This is a genomic window from Sulfitobacter undariae (assembly GCF_014196805.1).
GTDB classification, from domain to species: Bacteria; Pseudomonadota; Alphaproteobacteria; order Rhodobacterales; family Rhodobacteraceae; genus Sulfitobacter; species Sulfitobacter undariae.
Genome location: NZ_JACIEI010000010.1, coordinates 80,777 through 100,864 on the forward strand (window position 1 = coordinate 80,777; position 20,088 = coordinate 100,864).

The window sequence follows — 20,088 nt, forward strand, 5'->3', positions numbered from 1 at the left end:
TAGCAGACAGGAAAATTGGGACGTCTTTGAAATCGATGACAAGTTTTATTGTCTTATAACTACATTGTACATTTGTTTCCTATTCGGACATAATGTGGTCAATATTGAAAGATATTAACAACCATACCCTCCGCAAAGAGAGGTTTCATATCAACCCGCAAGTCGAACCGGAGCAGGCGCGCAATGCTGGAATTTCGTAACGTATCCAAGTCGTTCTGGACAGGAACGCAACATAAGGTCATTCTTGATCAGGTGTCGTTTCGTGTCGAGTTAGGGCATTCGTTGGGAATCCTTGCACCAAACGGCACGGGTAAAACCACTCTCATCAACATGATGGCGGGGCTGGAAAAGCCTGATGACGGCGAAATTGTTCGCGGGTGTAAGATTTCCTTCCCTCTTGGATTTATGGGTGGGGTTGTCAGTAAAGTATCCGCTATGGAAAACGCGCGCTATATTGCGCGGCTTTACGGATTGGACCCCGACTATGTAGAGAGCTTTTGCCGCTGGTTGTGCGGCTTGGGAGAGTATTTTGACCAGCCGCTTGGCACTTATTCATCGGGGATGCGAGCGCGGTTTTCGTTTTCGCTGATGTTGGCGCTGGATTTCGATATGTACCTGATTGATGAAGGCATGCCGTCCACAACCGATGTAGAATTTAACCGAAAAGCAGGAGAAATCCTGCAAGAACGCCTGCGTACCACGACCATTGTGATCGTGTCGCATCAGGCGGAAACGCTAGAAAAATTCGCGCGTAGTGCCGCAGTTCTTATGAACGGGCAACTCAACGTATTTGACAGCTTGGAAGAAGCGAAACAGTTGTATGATTACCAAACCCAAGGCTAGAAAATTCCGCGTGAAGCGTAGCCCTGCCACTCCCGCAGACGAGGTGTCTCCGTCAGTTGAGGCCGCAAAAGCCGCGACGCCGGAAGCGCCACCTCAGGCGCCTGCGCCCGAAGCAAAGCGACCTGTACAAGCGCCGCAAACGTCACAGGCGCCGCAACAAGCACCGCAGCAAAAAGCGGCAGCCAAGCCCGCTCCGGCAGCGAAGCCCACGCCGGAAGCGCCTGTCGCTCCGGCTGCGAAGGCTGGTGACGTTTCGTCCGCCGCCCAAGTGACCGGCGAGCAAGATATGGATGCGATCCGTAAAGAAGGTCTGACCGGACGTCAGTTGCGCATGGCGCGGCGGGTTGCGCAAAAGCACAACCTACCAGCAACCTCCGACTTTGATGCTGTGCGGTTGTTGCGTGCGAAAGGAATTGATCCGTTCCAGCGGTCCAACATGTTGGAGCTTGTTGTGCCACAAGCAGGGGGGGCGCAACACGAAGGCGGCCCGGGCAACGCATTGGCAGCATTGGCAGCACAGGAAGGTGGCGCAGGCTCGGGCAAAATACAACTGCCGCAAACGCTGGCCGCTGGCCGTGCCACATTGCCTTCGACCGAGGTGAGCCCGATGGAGCGCCGTACGCGCGAAATCTCGGATATTCAGCTAGACATTACACGCCGTCGTCGGAAAAAGATGGGCTTGCTCATTGTGCGCTTGGCGTTCTTTGTCCTGATCCCTACATTTTTTGCGGGCTACTATTTCTACAAAATGGCAACGCCGATGTATGCCACAGATAGCCAGTTTCTGATCATTCAGAACGAAGGTGGCGGCGGATCCAGCCCGTTTGCCAGTATGTTGCCAACGCAATTTGCCAACTCTGCGGACAGTATTGCAACGCAGGCTTATCTACAGTCCAAAGATGCTATGTTGCGGCTGGATGAAGATGCCGGTTTTAAGCAACATTTTGCCGAGGGTGACATTGACGCTATCCAGCGTTTGAATTCCGATCCGACCAACGAAGAAGCCTATAAGCTATACAAGAAAAACATCAAAATCGGATATGATCCTACCGAAGGTGTGATCCGTATGGAAGTGATTGCCGCTGATCCAAATGTGGCAACCCGCTTCTCTGAAAAGTTGTTGAGCTATGCGGAAGAGCGCGTGAATAACCTAAGTCAGGCAAAACGCGAAGACGGGATGCGCGATGCGCAGATCGGATACGACAAAGCTGTAGAATCGCGCCGCGAGGCGCAACAAAGGCTGATCGAGCTTCAGGTTGCTGATGGAGTTGATCCAGAGGCTGTGATTGCCGCGATCCGTGCACAGATTACCAATTATGAAACTTTGTTGATTGAAAAGCAGCTTGAGCTTGCTGCATTGATGGATAACGCACGCCCCAACAGCGCCAAGGTAGACGGTGCTCAAGGTGATGTGCGTCGTTTGCAGAATGCGCTGGCGCAGTTAAATGACCGGATGAACAACGCAACGGAAGGGCATAACTCACTTGCCAAGCAGGCGGTCACGCTTCAGTTGGCGCAGGCTGATCTGGTGAATGCAGATACCAACCTGCAACTGGCCCAAACCGGTTTGGAACAGGCGCGGACCAACGCAGGCCGTCAGGTACGTTATCTCACGGTTGCGGTACGGCCTGTTCCAAGTGAAGAGCCAAGCTATCCGCGCAAGTTTGAGAATACGATCCTCGCGTTCCTGATTTTTTCGGGTATCTATTTGATGATGTCGCTGACGGCTTCCATTCTAAGAGAGCAGGTTACCTCGTAACGCAAACGTAGCTGCTACAATTCAAAACGCCCGCCGGATTTCTCCGGCGGGCGTTTTGTGTTCAGACAATGCCGATTACAATTTTAGCTTTGACGGCGTCAGTGCAAGCGACAGTCTTGCACGTTCTTGTTGGGCACTTTGCATGATTGCGGGTTCGCGTAGGGTGTAGGGGCTATCCAAACGAAAGGACGCGGGTACACGGGACGATATCCGAACACCGGACAGGGCGGAAAGTGGCACGGCTAGCACCAAACTCACGACAATCGGCAACAGCCAGACCGAGATCAATCCGGCAAGGAACCCGCTGAGCAGCAGCAGCCCCAAGGCGACTTCAACCCAATGAAACTTGATCAGCGTACCCCAGCTGTGGCGGCGGGCTTCGCGTGATTGTGGTGCCCATGCTTCTGAATCGGTGGTCAGGGCGCGCAGTACCGCTTTGCACTGTTGGATCATCATGATCGGTGCATAGGCGATCGAAAGTGCGACCTCTATTGCGAAGCTGCCCAAAAAGGGACCAACGCCACCGAACACGCGTGCGGCACGCGGGGTGGCCGCGATGATGCCTGCCCCTGCGATTTTGGGTGTCAGCAGCATGGCGTACATGATCACCAGAAACACAGCGCTGTCGATGTGGCTCATGGCGGGGGGCCAGTCGGGGAACAACGGGTTTGCTTCGTTGAAGTAGCGGATCACGTTTGTCTCGGCGTCTTTGCCCAGTAGGGCCCAGATCACCAGCAGAAAGAACCAAGCAGGGCTCATCAGATAGGCAACTGCGCCGTGGAACAGGTGAAACCGTGAAACAGGGTGCAAGCCTTTGGTCCGCAGCAAGCGCAAGTGTTGAAGGTTGCCACGGCACCAGCGACGGTCACGGATCACGTAATCAATCAGTGTCGCGGGTGTTTCTTCAAAGCTGCCCGTGACACGTGGTAAAAACCGCACGCCCCAACCAGCGCGCCGCAAAAGGCCCGCCTCGACAAAGTCGTGGCTCAGGATTAGTTCGGAGCGCCCGCCACGGCCTTTGATGTGCGGCAACATTGCGCTGGTCGCAAAAGCACGGGTGCGGATGATGGCGTTATGCCCCCAATAGTTGCCTTCGGAGCGGGCCCAAGTGGCGAGTCCCTCTGCCAACAGCCAACCGTAAGCGACGTTAGAGAATTGCTGGAGCCGTGCGAACACGGTTTGCGCGCCGATCAGCATGGGAAAACTCTGGATCAAACCGGCTTGCGGATCGGTGGAGAGTTCTGAGGCCAGCCGTTCGATTGCGCGGCCTGTCATCAGGCTATCGGCGTCCAGCACAACCATACCTTCAAAGGCGGCACCCCAACCGCGAGTCCACTCTGCGATGTTCCCGACCTTTTTATCAGTATTGGTGTCGCGGCGGCGGTAATGCACGGCAAATCCTGCGGGTGCACGTTTGGCAAGGTCTTCAAATGCCTGCCACTCTTGGGCTGCGATGGCGTCATCGCGGGTGTCAGACAGAACAAACAATGTATAGGTATGTGGCCCTGCACGGTTGGCCAGATCACGCAGCATTGCGGCTGCATTGCCAAATACGTTCACGGGTTCTTCGTTATAGATGGGTACCAAAAGCGCGACGTCGATGCAGGGCACATCCCGCCATGAGCGCGCATCGGCACGGTCGCGCGCCAGAATGCCTGCAATCGCCACGCCCACCGTACTGACCGAAAGCGCGACCCAGACGAAGGTCGCGCCGATCATGGACAGCAGCGCCCACTCCATTCCGCTCATCCCGTTGACCGCCATCCAGCGATAAAGCCCGTAAGTCAGCAGCGCTGTGCCAATAAACGCGGGCACAAACGTTGCTATCCGCCAGCCGTTGTGGCGTGGGGTTTGCACGTGGGCTACATGCTGCGGCTGTTTGCCTAGCGTCTGCTCTTGTGCTGCCAATGGGGCCATTGGGGGCATGTGAGAGGGGAAAGTGGGTTCATTCATTTGGTCAGGGTCCAACGATACAGCCATATTTCACTCAGTGCGGTGTCGTTGGTGCGCAATTGCACACGGAATTCCGACACCTTCGCGTCTTGGGGGTCATAGGTGAACGCCAGACGGGGGCCATTGGTTTCAGGATTTCTTTGCAAAATTCCCGGCGTGGTGGTTCCGGCGCTTGTTCGCACAACCACTTCGACTGTTTCCAGATCATCAGGCACCAGATGCCCGTTTTCAAAATCGATCACCATTACCAGCCCGCCTTCGGGCCGCCCGCCCATGGCGGTGCCAATGACACGTAATAGATCGGGGGTTTGCGGTGCAGGATCGGCGCCCCATTGCAGGCGGTAAGCCATCTTGTGTTCCGCGCCCGCAGGGATCGGCGCGGCAGGACGCCAGTAGGAGACAATATTATCGTAAATCTCTAGATCAGCAGGGATTTCTACCAGCGTCACTGCGCCAGCTCCCCAATCGCCACGAGGAGTCACCCAGACAGAGGGGCGTTTGTGGTAATGGGCTTCCAGATCGTTGAAATCGCCAAATTCACGTTTGCGCTGCATCAGGCCAAACCCTTTGGGGTTTTCATCGCGGAATGAGCTGATTTGCAATTCGCTGGGGTTTGCCAATGCGCGCCAAATGACTTCGCCCGCACCATTGTGGAGCAGCAACCCATCACTGTCATGGACGTTGGGGCGGAAATCTGAAAACCGCGTGCGGTCCGTGGCGTCAAACAAAAACATCGACGTCAGCGGTGCGATCCCGACATGTGACATCTCTGTGCGTGCAAAAAGGATTGCCTCCACCTCCATATCCAGTATCGCGCCGTGGGTGATCACAAACTTGAACGCGCCTGTACAGCTGGGGCTGTCCATCAATGCGTGCAGCGTCACGGATTTATTTGAGGGTTCAGGTGTCTCGATCCAGAAGGCAATAAAATCGGGGAACTCTTCACCAGCCGGATCACCTGTATTAAGCGCAAGACCGCGCGCCGACAGGCCATAGTTTTCGCCTGTGCCGATGCCACGGAAATAGCTGGCACCTTGGAAGACGGCGTATTCGGTATAGAGGCCCGAATTCAACAAATCAGCACGCAGGCGCACACCCGCATAGCCCATGTATTCGTTCAACGGCAGATCAGGGAATTGATCGGTGGTTTCAAACACATTCATGTCAAAAATCAACGGGCTGGCCGTGCCGTTTTCAACAACGTTTACTTCCACTGCTTGCGGAAAATAAAGGCCAGGGGGAAAGACGTCCAACCGTTGCGGGCGGTTGGTTTTTTCCCACAGCCCGTTGCGCGGATCAAACCAGATCTTGCGATACTGATCATAGCTGAGCTTTTGCCATTCTTCGGGGATTTTGGGGCGCGGGGCATAGTCTTGGGCGGCCAGCGCACCTGCGCGGTTGATTACTGTTTGTGCATCAAATGGGCTAGCGGCCCCCGTGCGCAGTGGCGCATCTTCGGCCCATGCGGCGGCGGGGACCGCAGCCAGTGCGGCAATTGCTTTTAGGACATCACGGCGAAGCATCAGTTTACCCTCTTCCATGGTTGCGTTTTAAACCAGCCAGCACCGTAGGCTGTGCCGACAAGAACAATGGCGCCAATCAAATTGACCAGCAGCGTGTTGGCGGTGCTGCGGCTGGTCAAATCCATGGCAAGCCCCATGACCTGTGCCAAAAACATAGACATGATGAAAACGGCCAGTGATTGCTGACCGACTTTCAAAATGATTGCCAAAACCTTACCCCAGACACGTGCAATGATGCCTGTGCCACGGGCCAGAAGGTTGTCACCTTTGTCGCCTGCAATCACCCATGCCAGATAGGCAAGCGCGAGAAACTGCGCAAAACGGAATAGGCCAAAGTCGGTTTTGTTGATCAGGGGGGCAATGAATTTACGTGCATCCGAAACTGGGTTGCCTGCTTCGGTCACAAAGAACCAGTTCAGGCGGATCGCGCGTACGGCAACGTCGCTGAAGGCGATGTTGACCAGAACAATAGCTGCGGCCAGCACGATCAATCCGATATGCACAGGGGGCTTTGGAATCCATCCTCGCATAAACGCGAAGCCCGTGAAGAAGATAAGCTGCCAAGCAAACGGGTTAAAAAACCACCTGCGCTCTGACCAAGGCTCGGCCGGAAAAGCCAGTTGGGATGAACCCCAGAGCCACTTTTGGGCGCTGAGCCAGACCACGATCATAAAGACAAAGACCAGCCCTGTGTGAATACGTTGCAGGGCAATCACGATCGGCATCATCGCCAGTACCACGATGTACATGGGCAGAATGTCGAAATAATTGGGCACGTAGGTCAGCGTTACGAGGCCGATAAGAGGCACAGCTGGGTCGTCAAAGAACTTCCACAGGTTCAATGAGCCGATATAATGTTTGTCATAACCGCCATAGAAATCAACACCCGCCAGAAACGCTGCAAGGGCGATGAACAGGCCAATATGGGCCCAATAGACCTGCCATACACGAAACGCGACACGGGCAGTTCCGAGCAGCCAGCCTGCGCGTATAAAGGTTGACCCAAAAGCGATGGCCGAGGCCATGCCCGAGCAAAACACAAACATCTCGGTGGCATCCGAAAATCCCCAACGCGCAGGTATCCACGAGGATAGAAAATTTCCCGGTGTGTGTGCGATTAGGATGATGAACATCGCAATGCCGCGAAAGAAATCCAGCCGCAGGTCGCGCACACGGGGTGCGGCAACAGCGGCTGCGGCATCCGTCAATTGCGCAGGGGGAGACAGGGAGGAGGCATCGGAGGTCGTGTTAGTCATAAGTGTAGGGAATCCGGTTATTGCGCGGCGATACCGCGTGCAGTGTTAAGCTTTTCGAATCGGGAAGCAGCGAAGCGATCCATGTGACCGTCGCGTTGCTTTAATCTGTCTTTTAGAATTGCGGAAGTGGCATCGTAACGGCCGGCCCGCAGACCAGCATCGATTGTCATCCGGTCAAAAACATCCCGTTGGGCATGGCTACCGCCAATTGTCGTTAGCACAGCGCGTGCGGCGGCAAGATTTGAGAAGGCTGTATCATACCGCCCTTCGGAAAATGCGTTCAATCCGGCCAGTGCTTCTGTCCCCGGTGTTGCGACGCGGGCGGGCATTTCGCCAGATTTGCTAGCATCACGGGCGAAGCGTGCGGTCATCTGTGCACGCGCGCCGCCACGGTCCGCCCCTGACAAGGCCAGCATGTAGTGCAGATCCGCAAAGACCAGACAGCCATCTTCAACACGGTTTTCAGAAAAGTCGGCCAGTTCTTGCCAGCGATTGCCTACATCCATGCCTTCCAGCTCTAGCCGCATCAGCAAGGATGTTGCATTTGCGATGTCGCGGTAATCATCTGTTTTTTCAGCGCGAATTTGTGCGTCATAAAGGCCAAGCGCATAATCTATTTCGCCGCGTTCCATATGCAGCAGGGCTTTGTGCCACCAGACGTGATAGCGAAAGTTGTTGGACCCTTCCCAAGCGGCTGTATTTTGCTCAATCAATGTCAGGCCTGCATCAGGTTGCGCTGTCATGTCATAAACATGTGCCACGGCATGCAGCCCCCACGCATCATCTGCCGTCAGTTCCAACCCCGCACGGCCAGCCTTTTCAGCGGCAGCGTAATGACCGTTTTCTTCTAGCGCAAAGGCATGACAGCCCAGAAGGTAGCCACGGCATGAATGGTTTTCCGTATGGGCGGGCAACAAACGCTCCACCGAAGCAAGCATGCCAGCGCCGTCACCCAGCAAGAACCGGATGCCATGGCTTAGCTTTGCGGAAAGAGTGTCTTGGGGGAGGGCGGTAAGAACCTGTTCGATTGTGGCGATAGCTTGGGTTGGCTTGCCCTCCAACCACAGACCCAATGCGGTAATCCATCCGGTTTCGCGTGGGGTGATCGGGGTTTGCTCTGCCATGGCACGTGCGGTGCCATAGGCATCGCGGGCCACTGGTATCATTTCCGCGCGGCCTGTCATCATGCAGAACATGCCACGGGCGGCATGACCCATCGCAAAATCTGGCGCGGCATCAAGGACGCGGCCCAAGTGCACAGGGGTTTGACGGCCATGCGATAACAAACCTAGAATAACGCCGTTCCAGTCCTCCAGCGCGGCGGGTGTGGATAGGGTAACGGGGCAAAAGCAGATATCTGTCAGAGTCATGGAACAACACCTTCGGGTTTATGTCGCACGCAGTTGATGTGCGCGCTCCCTGTGAGTGTAGCGGTGGACAGTGGTCCAAGGCAGGGTCGGAGGTGATGTCACACGCTAACGTGACCCTGTCCAGATATTTTGTGAAGCAGGTGTAACCCTTGCCTTTTTCAGTATTGTTTTTGAGCGCGTTCTTGCCGCTAAGTTGCGGAATAGGCGTGTTATTGCTTGGGTTCGTCGCCCAGCAATGTTTCAAGAACTTCCGCTGTGTCCTGCCCGAAACGCGGTGGTGGGCGTCGGTATTTCACAGGTGTTAACGAAAACTTGAGCGGATTTCCCAAAAGCGGCACGTGGCCCCCTTTGACTCCGGCGGCAGGCACGTGCTGCACTGTGCCTCGGGCTTTGGCCTGATCCGATGTCAACGCCTGATCTATGGTGTTGATCGGCCCTGCGGGAACTTTGACAGCACTTAAAGCCTGCAAAATCCCTTCTTTGGTCCATTTTTTTAAAGCGGGTACAATGAAGCCCATCAGGGCAGTGCGGTTATCAATACGCCCCTGATTGGTGGCATAGTCTGGATCAGCGGCAATATGGGCAAGGTCAAGCACATCACAGAACCGCGCAAATTGCGCATCATTGCCGACAGCCAGCAGAAAATGACCATCCGAGACTTCAAACGCGTCGTAAGGCACAATGTTGGGATGCGCATTACCACGTCTTTGTGGCAGTTCACCTGAATTGAGATAGTTTAGACCCTCATTCACCAGCCACGCCATTTGTGCGTCGATCAGGGCCAGTTCCACGTGCTGGCCTTGGCCCGTTTTATCGCGGTGGCGCAGGGCGGTGAGAATGCCAATGGTCGCGTACATGCCGCACATCACATCTGCGATGCCCACGCCCACTTTGGTGGGGACGCCGTCAGGGTCACCTGTGATAGACATGATCCCGCCAAAGCCTTGGGCCATAAGATCATAGCCGGGTTTCTCGCGGTTCGGCCCCGTTTGACCGTATCCCGAGATAGAGCAATAGACCAATGAGGGGTGTGCGGCGCAAAGTGTGGCGTGATCCAACCCGTATTTGACCAAGCCGTCAGGTTTGAAATTCTCCACAACGATATCAGCACGCGCGGCAAGGCGGCGGATGATATCTTGGCCTTCAGGTGTGGCAATATCCACCGCGATGGATTGTTTGTTGCGGTTGGCAGCCATGAAATAGGCCGATAGGTCAGATTTACTGCCGTCTTCGTTATGGGCGTAATGTGGGCCCCAACCGCGTGTATCATCGCCGCCTGTTTTCGGGTTTTCGATTTTGATCACGGTTGCGCCCATGTCACCCAGCATTTGTGTGGCGGTGGGGCCAGCCAGAATGCGCGTGAGGTCCAGCACAACCAGACCGTCCAATGCGCCAGCGGTTTCGGGGGTGTTAGATGCGTCCGTCATAAGAACCTCTTGGAATAGGGCAGGCGATTACCGTGAAAGTGTCTGCGTTTCGGGCTGTTTGCAACGCGGTCGCCAGCTCGGCACGGGTGGTGGCAGTATGACCCGCGCCACCAAAAGCGCGGCCCATGGCTGCGAAATCATGTTCACCGATATCAACTGCGGCGTTGCGCAATTGGCGCTGGCGTTGCTTTAGTTCGATCAGCGCTAAAGAGGCGTCAACAAATACGATGAATATGGGTTTTAACCCCAACTCTTGCGCAGTCGTCAATTCCCCAGCAACCATAAGGAAGCCCGCATCACCGGAGAAAGAAACCACAGTACGGTCAGGGGCGCAGAGTGCTGTGCCCATCGCAAGTGGCAAGGCGCAGCCCATGGTGCATAGTGCTGAAGATTGCAGCAAGCCACGCGGCTGTGTGCAAGTCCACATTTGGCTCAGCAAAATACGGTGCGCCCCGCTGTCTGCCGTTGCGATAGTGTCGTCGGGTAGGGTTTGGCGGCAGGTGTCTATGATTGCGGCTGGGCCCCATGTCTCGTCTGTCGGGAACGCATTGGCCAACGCTTGTTTGACATCTGCAATCTGGCCTTGCGCCCATGATGTCGTTGCGCGCGCCGTTGCGGCACCAAGTGCCGTTAGGGTTGCGGGGCAGTCGGCGATGATGCTCAGGCTGGCTTGGTGCATGTAATGATGGTTTGGCGCGGCGGTGATCTCAATAACACGTTTACTGCTCGGGTCCCAAATGTCGCGCCAGCCCGTGCGCATTTCAATGGGATCATAGCCCACACAGATCACCAAATCCGATTGGTCAATAAAGGGCAGCAGACTCTTGTCTGCCAAAGGTGACAGACCCGCAGCGCCCAATGCCAGTGGATGCCGTTCGTCTAGCAACCCCTTGGCTTTGTATGTGGTGATGACGGGGATGCTAAAGCGCTCTGCAAAGGCGGTCACGGCAGGACCTGCATTTGTGTTCATGGCATCCACGCCGACAATCATCACGGGCCGCTGGGCGGCCTCTAGCCAGTCGCGCGCAGTATTCATTGCGTCGCCTGCGGGAATGGTTGGCGCAAGGGGTGCACGGCGCGGCGGGGCCTTGGGTGAAATACGGGCATCGGCGATGGAAATCGGAACGTCGATATGCACAGGGCCCGGTTGCCCCTCAAGTGCAATGGCAACGGCTTTATCTGCAACCACATGGGCGGCATCCGCGCTCAGGCGGAAGCTGGCTTTGGTGATGGGGCGCAACACCGCTTGCTGGTCAAGAACCTGATGGGTGTATGTCTCTGCCTCGGCCATATCAACGCAACCTGATATCACAATTAACGGCACTCGGTCCTGCAACGCATTGGCGATTGAATTTACGCCGTTCAGAATGCCCGGCCCGATGGTGGCAACCATGATGCCGGGCGCGCCCGTTTGTTGCCATGCGGCTTCGGCCATAAAGCCAGCGGCATTTTCGTGTTTGCACAGAACAAACCTGATTCCTGCTTTTTCTAGCGCATCCACAAGGGTCAGGACCTCGCCGCCGGGCATGCCAAAGGCATGGCGGCAACCTGCATCATAGAGGCGGCGGGCAATTGCATCTGCTGCACGGATCGTATCGGAGTTTGGCATGGGCGACCTTCTTAAACATCACCCGTTGCACAGACCACGCCTGCCTTGCCCTCGCAATACAAGACTACGTGGTAAATGTTTCAGGTCTGGGTTGACGATTTAGCGGCGGCGGTCGCGCCGTGCGCTCATCGGTTGGAATGCAACGCCCACATGCGCCTCGCAATAGGGTTTACCCTGTTTGACAGGCAAGCCGCAGAACCAGAAATCTTCTGTTGCGGGATCACCCACGGGCCATTTGCATGTGCGTTCGGTCAATTCCATCAAGCTCAGCTTTTTGGCCTTCTTCTCGATCTCGTTGACCTTGGCCAAAGCTTCGGGGCTGATTTCATTGGCAGACGGCTGCGGGGGCAGCGGCTGACCTGCGGGAATGATCTGGTTGCGCGGGGGGCGCGGTGTGTTGGGGGCGATCGCAGGCTCTGTTTTCAAATCAGGCTTGGTGGAGACGGGCTCAGGCTCGGGCTCAACCGCGACAGGCTTCGCCTTGGGCGGCGCTTTGGGTACTGGCTTGGCCTTTGGCTCGGCTTTGGGTGTATCGGTTTTGGCTGCTGCGCCTGCTGTGGTCCGGTTGGACAGGCCCAAACGGTGTACCTTGCCAATCACGGCATTGCGGGTCACGCCGCCCAGTTCTTTGGCGATCTGACTTGCGGACTGGCCTTCGCCCCACATTTTCTTCAGTATTTCAACGCGGTCATCGGTCCAGGACATGGAAGCTTCCCCAGTGTAAAAAGCGGCCCCAAGCTGGACCGCTTTGTCAAATTCAGTCCCCTATAGTAAGGGTTGTGACGGCAGGTGCAAGGGACCACACGGTGCTAAGTCTGTGGTGGTGCGGCTTTTTCATTAGGTTTGCACCGATTTGCAGCCATTATTTTGCGGTCTTGATGCAAACGATAGCGTTGTTGCGTGGTGATGTGGCGGGCTTTTCGCAACCGCCCCGCCGCCCAAATCGCAATAACAAGACTGTTGCATAGTTATTCAATCTGGGTATGGATGTCCCTATGAAAACGCAAAAGACCACTCAATCACGACGACGCCGCAGCTAACTGCCGCCTGCGCCTGCATTCTGTGCAGGTTCGTTTCTGAGTATATTCCGCGTATTCTTTTCCCCAAATTAACTTGACCCGCCGCTTTTCGCATGGCTCTTTGTGCTTTTCGCGGCTTCTTCATTTACCAACAGTTCTCCTGAAAGGATGACTTCGATGATCGCTTCTATCCTGCCGACCTATTCCCGCGCCCCTATGACCTTTGTAAAAGGCGAAGGCTCATGGCTGATTGAGGCCGATGGTCGACGTTTTCTGGATTTTGGCGCAGGCATTGCGGTGAACGCATTGGGCCATGCCAATCCGGCGTTGGTCGCCGCGCTGACCGAACAGGCAGGTGCATTGTGGCACACGTCGAACCTTTATCACATCCCGCAACAGCAAGCGCTGGCGGATAAGCTGGTTGAGCATACTTTCGCAGACACTGTGTTTTTCACCAACTCTGGCACAGAGGCCTGTGAGTTGGCTGTGAAAATGGCCCGCAAATATTTCTACGATAAAGAGCAACCAGAGCGCGTTGAAATCATCACTTTCTCAGGGTCGTTTCATGGCCGTTCCGCCGCAGGTATCGCTGCTGCAGGGACCGAGAAGATGACAAAAGGCTTCGGCCCGCTGCTGCCTGGATTTGTGCACGTGGAATTTGGAGATTCTGAGGCGCTGAGCGCTGCCATCACCGATAAAACCTGCGCTATCATGATTGAGCCGATCCAAGGTGAAGGTGGTATTCGCCCTGTGCCAGACGCGGATTTGAAAGCCCTGCGCGCGCTATGCGACGAACACGGTATCTTGCTGATTTTCGACGAGGTGCAATGTGGTGTTGGCCGTACAGGTAAACTTTTTGCGCATGAATGGGTGGGTGTTACACCTGATGTCATGATGGTCGCCAAAGGCATTGGTGGTGGTTTCCCGCTCGGTGCGGTCCTTGCCACTGAAAACGCTGCCAGCGGTATGACAGCAGGTACGCACGGCTCCACCTATGGGGGTAACCCGTTGGGTTGTGCTGTTGGCTGTGCTGTGATGGATGTTGTGACCGATCCTGACTTTCTCGCGGATGTGAATCGCAAGGCGGGCCTGCTGCGCCAAAAGCTAGAAGGACTTGTCGCGGCGCACCCTAATGTCTTTGAGGCCGTGCGCGGCCAAGGGTTGATGTTGGGTCTGAAATGCAAAATTGCGCCAATCGATTTCGTCAACGCAGGCTACGCAGCAGAAATTGTTACTGTTCCTGCTGCGGATAACGTTGTGCGTTTGCTTCCGCCCCTGACCATCACAGACGAAGAAATCTCCGAGGCCGTAACCCGCATGGACCGTGCCGCCACCACTTTGGGCACCGCCTGATTTTCATTTCGCTATAAACTCATAATCGGGGGCTTGCCCCCGATCTACGACCTATCCAGCAAAGAATTACCAATGAAAAATTTTCTCGACATTCACCAAACAGCGCAATCCGATTTGCGCGGCATCATCGATTCTGCCACCGCAATGAAAGACGCGCGCAAAGGCCGGTCTCGCGGGGCGCTTGATGATGATCTGCCGCTCAAAGACCAGATGGTCGCGTTGATCTTTGAAAAACCCTCGACCCGTACCCGTGTGTCTTTTGATGTTGGTGTGCGCCAGATGGGCGGGCAGACTTTGGTGTTGTCGGGTGCCGATATGCAGCTGGGTCATGGTGAAACCATCGCCGACACGGCCCGCGTTTTGTCACGTTACGTTGATCTGATCATGATCCGCACGTTTGAAGAGCAAACGCTGCATGAGATGGCAGAATATGCCACTGTACCAGTGATCAACGGGCTGACAAACCGCACGCACCCGTGTCAGATTATGGCAGACATCATGACGTTTGAGGAACACAACGGCCCCATCAAAGGCAAACGCGTGGTTTGGTCAGGTGACGGTAACAACGTTTTTGCCAGCTTCGCCCATGCGGCCAAGCAATTTGATTTTGAACTGGTGTTCACAGGCCCTGAAACACTTGACCCTGAACAGGCGCTCAATGGCCTCTATACAACCGTGCGTGACCCAAGCGAGGCTGTTAAAGGCGCTGATCTGGTAGTCACGGATACTTGGGTGTCTATGCATGATCCGCAGTCCGCACGCGAACGTCGCCACAACCAGTTGCGCGGCTATCAGGTGAATGATGCCTTGATGGCCAAGGCCAAGCCGGATGCGTTGTTCATGCATTGTCTGCCTGCGCACCGCGATGACGAAGTCACAAGCGCTGTGATGGACGGCGCCAATTCTGTCATCTTTGACGAAGCCGAGAACCGCTTGCATGCCCAAAAGGCAATCATGCGCTGGTGTCTTGAGAAGTAATACAGCGCCTTGCCCTCGCATTGTGATTGCGGGGGCAGGCGCGATTGGTTGTTTTGTGGGCGGTGTATTGGCCCATGCAGGCCACTCGGTCAGTTTTTTGGGTCGCCCCCGTATTCTGGACCGTTTGCGCAGTGAGGGTCTGCGCATCAGCGATTATGCAGGCCTGGACGTCACGCTTGCCGCTCATACTCTTGATCTACACGAAACGCCTGAGGTGCTTGCCCATGCCGATGTCATTCTTGTCTGTGTGAAATCGAAGGCTACAGCCGACATCGCAGTGCAGATTGCGGCACATGCGCGGCCTGACGCCATTGTGGTTAGTTTGCAAAACGGGATGGGACATGCAGATACGCTGCGGCGGTCTCTTCCGACATATGACATCCGGCCTGCCATGGTTCCCTTTAACGTAGTGCCGATGGAGAACGGGCGATTCCACCGCTCTACCAGCGGGGATATCGTGATTGGATCGGGGCCTCACGCACTGGGCCAAACTTTGAGCGTCGCAGGCCTGCGCGTCACGCAAAGCAATGAGATCGAAGCGATCCAATGGGGTAAATTTCTGCTCAACCTCAACAACGCGCCAAATGCACTGTCTGGTCTCACGCTTCATGCGCAGCTTTTAGACCGTGCTTGGCGCCGGGTTATGGCAGATCAGATGACCGAGGCTTTGCGCGTGTTGCGTGCACATGGGTGTCAGATCAAACCCACCACTGACGTTCCTGTTGGGTTGGTGCCTTTTATTTTGCGCCTGCCCACCCCTATTTTCATTCGCGTTGCGGCAAAAATGTTGACCATTGATCCGCAGGCGAAAACTTCGATGGCGCATGATCTATGGGCGGGGCGCAAGACGGAAATAGATGCGTTTCAGGGCCGTATCATTGCGATGGGGCGTGAGAAATCGATTCCCACGCCATGGGCAGATGCCTTGATGAGCGCCGTGAAAGCCGCCGAGCAGAACGGTGCCAGCGTGCACAGCCCAGAGATTTTGCGCCGTTAAGTCGGAACGCAAGCTGCATTGGCTTGCACCCTGTGCCCAAAACGGCGAACCTTATGCGATAATCAACCGATCAGGAGCACCCCATGAAACAGGCCAAAGCCGATATCGGCGTTTACGGATTGGGTACAATGGGCAGTGCCTTGGCGCTGAACCTTGCGGACAATGGGTTTCGGGTGGCTGTGACCAACCGCGAGGTTGAGTGGATTGCGCCATTTCTGACAGAGGCTGGCCCTTTGGCAGAGAGCCTGCTGCCTGCTTCGACGTTGGAAGAATTCGTTGCCGCGCTGAATGCGCCGCGCACGATCCTGTTTATGATTCCCTCTGGTGCGCCGATGGATGCGATGATCGACATGGTGCTGCCGTTGCTGGAAGACGGCGATACGATCATTGATGGCGGCAACGCTGATTTTAACGACACCCGCCGCCGTTTTGCACGTCTGGCAGGCACGGGCGCGCATTTTGTTGGCATGGGCGTGTCGGGTGGCGAGGATGGCGCACGCCATGGCCCCTCCATGATGGTGGGTGGCAGTGACCACAGTTGGCAGCAGCTTAAACCCATGGCCGAGGCGATTGCCGCCAAGTTTGAGGGCAGCCCTTGTGTGGCGCATTTGGGGCCGGACGGGGCAGGGCATTTTGTGAAAACAGTGCATAACGGCATCGAATATGCGGATATGCAGATGATTGCCGAGGTCTACGGCATTCTGCGCGATGGTGCTGGTTGGGAGGCCCCGCGCATCGGGGCGCTGTTTGAGGGCTGGCAGGCTGGCAAGCTTAGCTCGTATTTAATCGAAGTGACTGCTGCAGCGCTGCAAACTACTGATCCGGATACAGGCCTGCCGATGGTCGATGTGATTCTTGACCAAGCAGGGCAAAAGGGCACAGGCCGATGGACGGTTATTGAAGCCTTGAAGATGGGCCAATCAGCAAATGCAATTGAGGCGGCAGTGGGCGCACGGGGCTGGTCCTCGGAAAAGGCGGCGCGCGAACTGGCGCAACCAATACTGAGCGCTGGCACGCTGGAGGCGACGGTGCCTGTGCCAGAAGATTTGGAAGCCGCGTTGCTGGCTGCTCGTATTCTGGCCCATGCGCAGGGCTTTAGATTGCTGGCTGCGGCGTCGGATGAATTCGACTGGTCGCTTGATCTGGCGCGGATATCCGAAATTTGGCGTGCAGGGTGTATTATACGTTCGGCATTGCTGGATGATTTTGCGCAGGCTTTGCGCGGAGAGATGCCAGCGGGTCATTTGATTCTGTCGCCTGTGATCGCTGCGATGCTGGCGGATGCGATCCCTGCCTTGCGGCGTGTGGTTGTGGCAGGTGTGTCGCTGGGTGTGCCTCTGCCAGCCTTGTCTGCATCACTGGCGTGGTATGACACAATGCGGCACGCACGCGGCACCGCGAATGTTATTCAGGCGCAGCGCGATTTCTTCGGCGCACACGGGTTTGAGCGGGTGGATAAGCAAGGCAAATTCCACGCGAATTGGCCTGATCTGGCCTAGGTCACGTGCCGCGCGGTTTGGCCCGCAATGTCGGGTCTGCGGCGCGGGGATCATCGGGCCATGGGTGGCGCGGATATTGGCTGCGCATGTCCTTGCGCACATCCGCATAAGAGCCATCCCAGAAACCAGGTAAATCCATGGTGACTTGCACAGGGCGCTGGGCGGGTGACAAAAGCGTAACTTGCAATGGCTGGCCTGCGACGCTGGGGTGGCGGGTGACGCCGAACATTTCTTGCAAACGCACCGCGATTTGTGGCGTCTCGCCATCGTAGTCAATTGCAATGCGGCGGCCTAGCGGTGTCTCGAAGTGAGCGGGTGCGGTGCGGTCCATCTGTTGTTGCTGGTCCCAATCCAGCCGCCCGCGCAGGGCGGGCAGCATGTCAAATCGTTTCCAATCCGCAGTGCTGCGGGTGGTGCCCAGATGGGGCAGCAACCAGTTTTCCAGTGTTTCCAGCAGATGCGTCTCGGAAAAGTCGGGGAAATCCGGTTGATCCGCCATGAGCGCGGCACGGCGCAAGAACCGTGCGGCCTGTTTGTCAGGGCGCAGGCCCAGCTGCGCAATCCCTTCCAACATAGCACGGGCGACGGCCTCTTGTGGCGCATCGCTCCACGTGCGGTCATCTAGCACCAAAGTGCCAAAGCGTTCTTGGCGGCGGGTTTCAACGCGGCCTTCGCGGCGTGACCATGCGCAGTGGTCATGCCATGCGATTTGATCGCCAAAGGCGTCACGCAGCGCGGTCTCGGACAGGGGCGTGCCTTGGCGGACGCGGGCTTCGCGGGGATCGCCGTCCAAATCGGTGGCGACAATTAGGCGCTCTCCGGCCAGCGGATCGCCGTCAGGCACCACAGCGCCTTTGCCTCCAGATAGGACAAACCGCGCGGCATCGCCCTTGCGGCGCAGGCCGATGCGGTCAGGATAAGCGAGCGCGGCAAGCGTGCCGATGTCTTCTGGCCCATTGCTGAGTGTGGCGCGGGCTAGTCGTTTGGCCTCCTGCTTGATCCGGGCCAGCGTGGCGTGATGTACTTCGCCTGCCACACGTTCGCCCGCGACAGCGCGGATGCGGTGGCTGAGGTCCAGTGGCGCGCCGCGCAGCGGGTCGCGTTCGGCCAGAATAGCGGCCAAAGTGGCAGCGGTGCGGCCGCCCTTTGCGACCATATGGGCCAGACGCGGGTGCAGCGGCAGTTTGGCCAGCTTGCGGCCATGCGGGGTAATACGCCCCTGTGCGTCCAGCGCATCTAGCATGTTCAGCAACGCCTTGGCTTCTTGTAGGCGGCCCGCGTGGGGGGGCGTGACAAAGGCCAGTTCTTCGGCCTGTGCACCCCAGAGGGCCAACTCCAGCGCGAAGGCACTCAGATCGCCGCTTTCGATTTCTGCGGGAGGGTAGGCGGCCAGCGCGCCATCTTCGCCGCGTGTCCAGAGTTTGTAGGCGTCGCCTTCGCTCATCCTGCCTGCACGGCCTGCTCGCTGGGTCGCCTCGGCCTGTGTAACGCGAGCGGTCACAAGGCGCGACATGCCCGATGATGCGTTGAACTCGGCCCGCCGAGAGCGGCCGCCATCGACCACAATGCGAATGCCTTCAATGGTTAGGGATGTTTCGGCGATAGAGGTGGCAAGCACGATTTTGCGGCCTGTTGAAGCAGGGTTGATTGCGGCGCGTTGTGCTTTGAAATCCATCGCACCAAACAGCGGCGCTATGCTTACATCTGCGGGGACCTGCCGTGCCAGCAATCCTTCTACACGCCTGATTTCTCCCTCTCCGGGTAAGAAGACCAAGGCGGAGCCTTCGGATTGGCCCATCGCGTGTAGCACCAGATCAGCGACAGCTTGTTCAAAACGTTGGGTTTTGGGAAGTGGCTTGTCGAGCCAATGGGAAGTCACGGGAAAGCTGCGGCCCTGTGATGTGACAATGGGCGATTCCATCAACGCGGCAACAGGGGCGGCGTCCAGTGTGGCTGACATTGCGATCAGCATCAGGTCATCGCGCAACGCCCCCGCGACCTCTAGGCACAGGGCCAGCCCCAGATCGGCATTGAGCGAGCGTTCGTGGAATTCGTCAAAGATCACCGCGCCAATGCCCGGCAGTTCGGGATCATCCTGCATCATGCGGGTCAGGATGCCTTCGGTCACCACTTCGATCCGTGTGGCCTTGGAGATGGCAGAGGCACCCCGCACGCGGTAGCCGACAGTCTGACCTACGTCTTGGCCCAGCGTTTGCGCCATACGTTCAGCGGCAGCGCGTGCGGCAAGGCGGCGGGGTTCCAGCATCACGATGCGGCCTTTTGTCAGGCCGGCCTCTAGCATTGCCAGTGGTACGCGGGTTGTTTTGCCTGCGCCCGGAGGGGCTTGCAGCACGAGGCGGCCATGGGTGCGCAGGGCATCCAGAACGGCGGGCATGACTTCATCAATGGGTAGTTTGCTTTGCATGGCGTCGTTATCTGCGTTGCGGCGGGGCAGGGCAAGGCTGGACATTCGCGGCACAGGGCGTGAAAAACAGCTAAGCA

General features: G+C 56.7%; 14 protein-coding genes. 6 read left to right on the top strand and 8 right to left on the bottom strand.

Going from position 1 to position 20,088, the window contains the following annotated elements:
* Positions 1-183: 183 nt before the first annotated feature.
* On the top strand, positions 184-843 hold the full coding sequence (locus GGR95_RS13355; protein WP_184566655.1) for an ABC transporter ATP-binding protein: 660 nt from the start codon (positions 184-186) through the stop codon (positions 841-843).
* Positions 821-2,602: a KpsE/RkpR family capsule polysaccharide export protein gene (locus GGR95_RS13360; protein WP_184566657.1), complete on the top strand. Its 1,782-nt coding sequence runs from the start codon at positions 821-823 to the stop codon at positions 2,600-2,602. Before GGR95_RS13355 ends, GGR95_RS13360 begins: the two co-directional genes overlap by 23 nt.
* A gap of 75 nt (positions 2,603-2,677) precedes the next feature.
* Here the strand turns inward: GGR95_RS13360 and mdoH are convergent, their stop codons facing one another.
* From mdoH to GGR95_RS13395, 7 genes are all read right to left on the bottom strand, one after another.
* Positions 2,678-4,555, bottom strand: a complete 1,878-nt coding sequence (mdoH, locus tag GGR95_RS13365; protein ID WP_184566721.1) for a glucans biosynthesis glucosyltransferase MdoH — start codon at positions 4,553-4,555, stop codon at positions 2,678-2,680.
* Entirely contained in the window at positions 4,552-6,078 is a 1,527-nt protein-coding gene (locus GGR95_RS13370) for an OpgD/OpgG family glucan biosynthesis protein (protein WP_184566659.1), read from the bottom strand. Before GGR95_RS13370 ends, mdoH begins: the two co-directional genes overlap by 4 nt.
* Positions 6,078-7,334 (bottom strand): OpgC family protein, encoded by a 1,257-nt coding sequence (locus GGR95_RS13375; protein WP_184566662.1) that lies wholly within the window; start codon positions 7,332-7,334, stop codon positions 6,078-6,080. Before GGR95_RS13375 ends, GGR95_RS13370 begins: the two co-directional genes overlap by 1 nt.
* A gap of 17 nt (positions 7,335-7,351) precedes the next feature.
* Entirely contained in the window at positions 7,352-8,704 is a 1,353-nt protein-coding gene (locus GGR95_RS13380) for a tetratricopeptide repeat protein (RefSeq protein ID WP_184566664.1), read from the bottom strand.
* A gap of 209 nt (positions 8,705-8,913) precedes the next feature.
* Entirely contained in the window at positions 8,914-10,131 is a 1,218-nt protein-coding gene (locus tag GGR95_RS13385) for a CaiB/BaiF CoA transferase family protein (protein ID WP_184566666.1), read from the bottom strand.
* Positions 10,115-11,740 carry a thiamine pyrophosphate-binding protein gene (locus tag GGR95_RS13390; RefSeq protein WP_184566669.1) on the bottom strand — a complete coding sequence of 542 codons (1,626 nt, stop codon included), beginning with the start codon at positions 11,738-11,740 and terminating at the stop codon, positions 10,115-10,117. Before GGR95_RS13390 ends, GGR95_RS13385 begins: the two co-directional genes overlap by 17 nt.
* Positions 11,741-11,839: 99 nt before the next feature.
* Positions 11,840-12,445: a GcrA family cell cycle regulator gene (locus GGR95_RS13395; RefSeq protein WP_184566671.1), complete on the bottom strand. Its 606-nt coding sequence runs from the start codon at positions 12,443-12,445 to the stop codon at positions 11,840-11,842.
* A gap of 491 nt (positions 12,446-12,936) precedes the next feature.
* Here GGR95_RS13395 and GGR95_RS13400 point away from each other — a divergent pair, with 491 nt between their 5' ends.
* From GGR95_RS13400 to gndA, 4 genes are all read left to right on the top strand, one after another.
* Positions 12,937-14,112, top strand: coding sequence for an aspartate aminotransferase family protein (locus GGR95_RS13400; RefSeq protein ID WP_184566673.1), 1,176 nt, complete (start codon positions 12,937-12,939; stop codon positions 14,110-14,112).
* A gap of 72 nt (positions 14,113-14,184) precedes the next feature.
* Complete coding sequence (gene argF, locus GGR95_RS13405; protein ID WP_184566675.1) at positions 14,185-15,090, top strand: ornithine carbamoyltransferase; 906 nt, start codon at positions 14,185-14,187, stop codon at positions 15,088-15,090.
* A complete protein-coding gene (locus GGR95_RS13410; protein WP_184566677.1) occupies positions 15,080-16,087 on the top strand; it encodes a 2-dehydropantoate 2-reductase in 1,008 nt (335 codons plus the stop codon). Before argF ends, GGR95_RS13410 begins: the two co-directional genes overlap by 11 nt.
* 83 nt (positions 16,088-16,170) lie before the next feature.
* Complete coding sequence (gene gndA, locus GGR95_RS13415) at positions 16,171-17,586, top strand: NADP-dependent phosphogluconate dehydrogenase (RefSeq protein WP_184566679.1); 1,416 nt, start codon at positions 16,171-16,173, stop codon at positions 17,584-17,586.
* 1 nt (position 17,587) lies between these two features.
* Here gndA and hrpB read toward each other — a convergent pair whose 3' ends face one another.
* The gene (gene hrpB, locus GGR95_RS13420; RefSeq protein WP_184566723.1) at positions 17,588-20,011 is read right to left on the bottom strand and encodes an ATP-dependent helicase HrpB; all 2,424 of its coding nucleotides are present in this window, start codon (positions 20,009-20,011) and stop codon (positions 17,588-17,590) included.
* Between the last annotated feature and the right edge of the window lie 77 nt (positions 20,012-20,088).

Excerpts from the sequence above, each read along its gene's own strand:
- GGR95_RS13395 (WP_184566671.1), bottom strand. The coding sequence starts at position 12,445 with ATGTCCTGGACCGATGACCGCGTTGAAATACTGAAGAAAATGTGGGGC.
- GGR95_RS13390 (WP_184566669.1), bottom strand. The coding sequence starts at position 11,740 with ATGCCAAACTCCGATACGATCCGTGCAGCAGATGCAATTGCCCGCCGC.
- hrpB (WP_184566723.1), bottom strand. The coding sequence starts at position 20,011 with ATGCAAAGCAAACTACCCATTGATGAAGTCATGCCCGCCGTTCTGGAT.
- GGR95_RS13360 (WP_184566657.1), top strand. The coding sequence starts at position 821 with ATGATTACCAAACCCAAGGCTAGAAAATTCCGCGTGAAGCGTAGCCCT.
- mdoH (WP_184566721.1), bottom strand. The coding sequence starts at position 4,555 with ATGAATGAACCCACTTTCCCCTCTCACATGCCCCCAATGGCCCCATTG.
- GGR95_RS13385 (WP_184566666.1), bottom strand. The coding sequence starts at position 10,131 with ATGACGGACGCATCTAACACCCCCGAAACCGCTGGCGCATTGGACGGT.
- GGR95_RS13375 (WP_184566662.1), bottom strand. The coding sequence starts at position 7,334 with ATGACTAACACGACCTCCGATGCCTCCTCCCTGTCTCCCCCTGCGCAA.
- argF (WP_184566675.1), top strand. The coding sequence starts at position 14,185 with ATGAAAAATTTTCTCGACATTCACCAAACAGCGCAATCCGATTTGCGC.
- GGR95_RS13355 (WP_184566655.1), top strand. The coding sequence starts at position 184 with ATGCTGGAATTTCGTAACGTATCCAAGTCGTTCTGGACAGGAACGCAA.
- gndA (WP_184566679.1), top strand. The coding sequence starts at position 16,171 with ATGAAACAGGCCAAAGCCGATATCGGCGTTTACGGATTGGGTACAATG.
- GGR95_RS13380 (WP_184566664.1), bottom strand. The coding sequence starts at position 8,704 with ATGACTCTGACAGATATCTGCTTTTGCCCCGTTACCCTATCCACACCC.
- GGR95_RS13370 (WP_184566659.1), bottom strand. The coding sequence starts at position 6,078 with ATGCTTCGCCGTGATGTCCTAAAAGCAATTGCCGCACTGGCTGCGGTC.
- GGR95_RS13400 (WP_184566673.1), top strand. The coding sequence starts at position 12,937 with ATGATCGCTTCTATCCTGCCGACCTATTCCCGCGCCCCTATGACCTTT.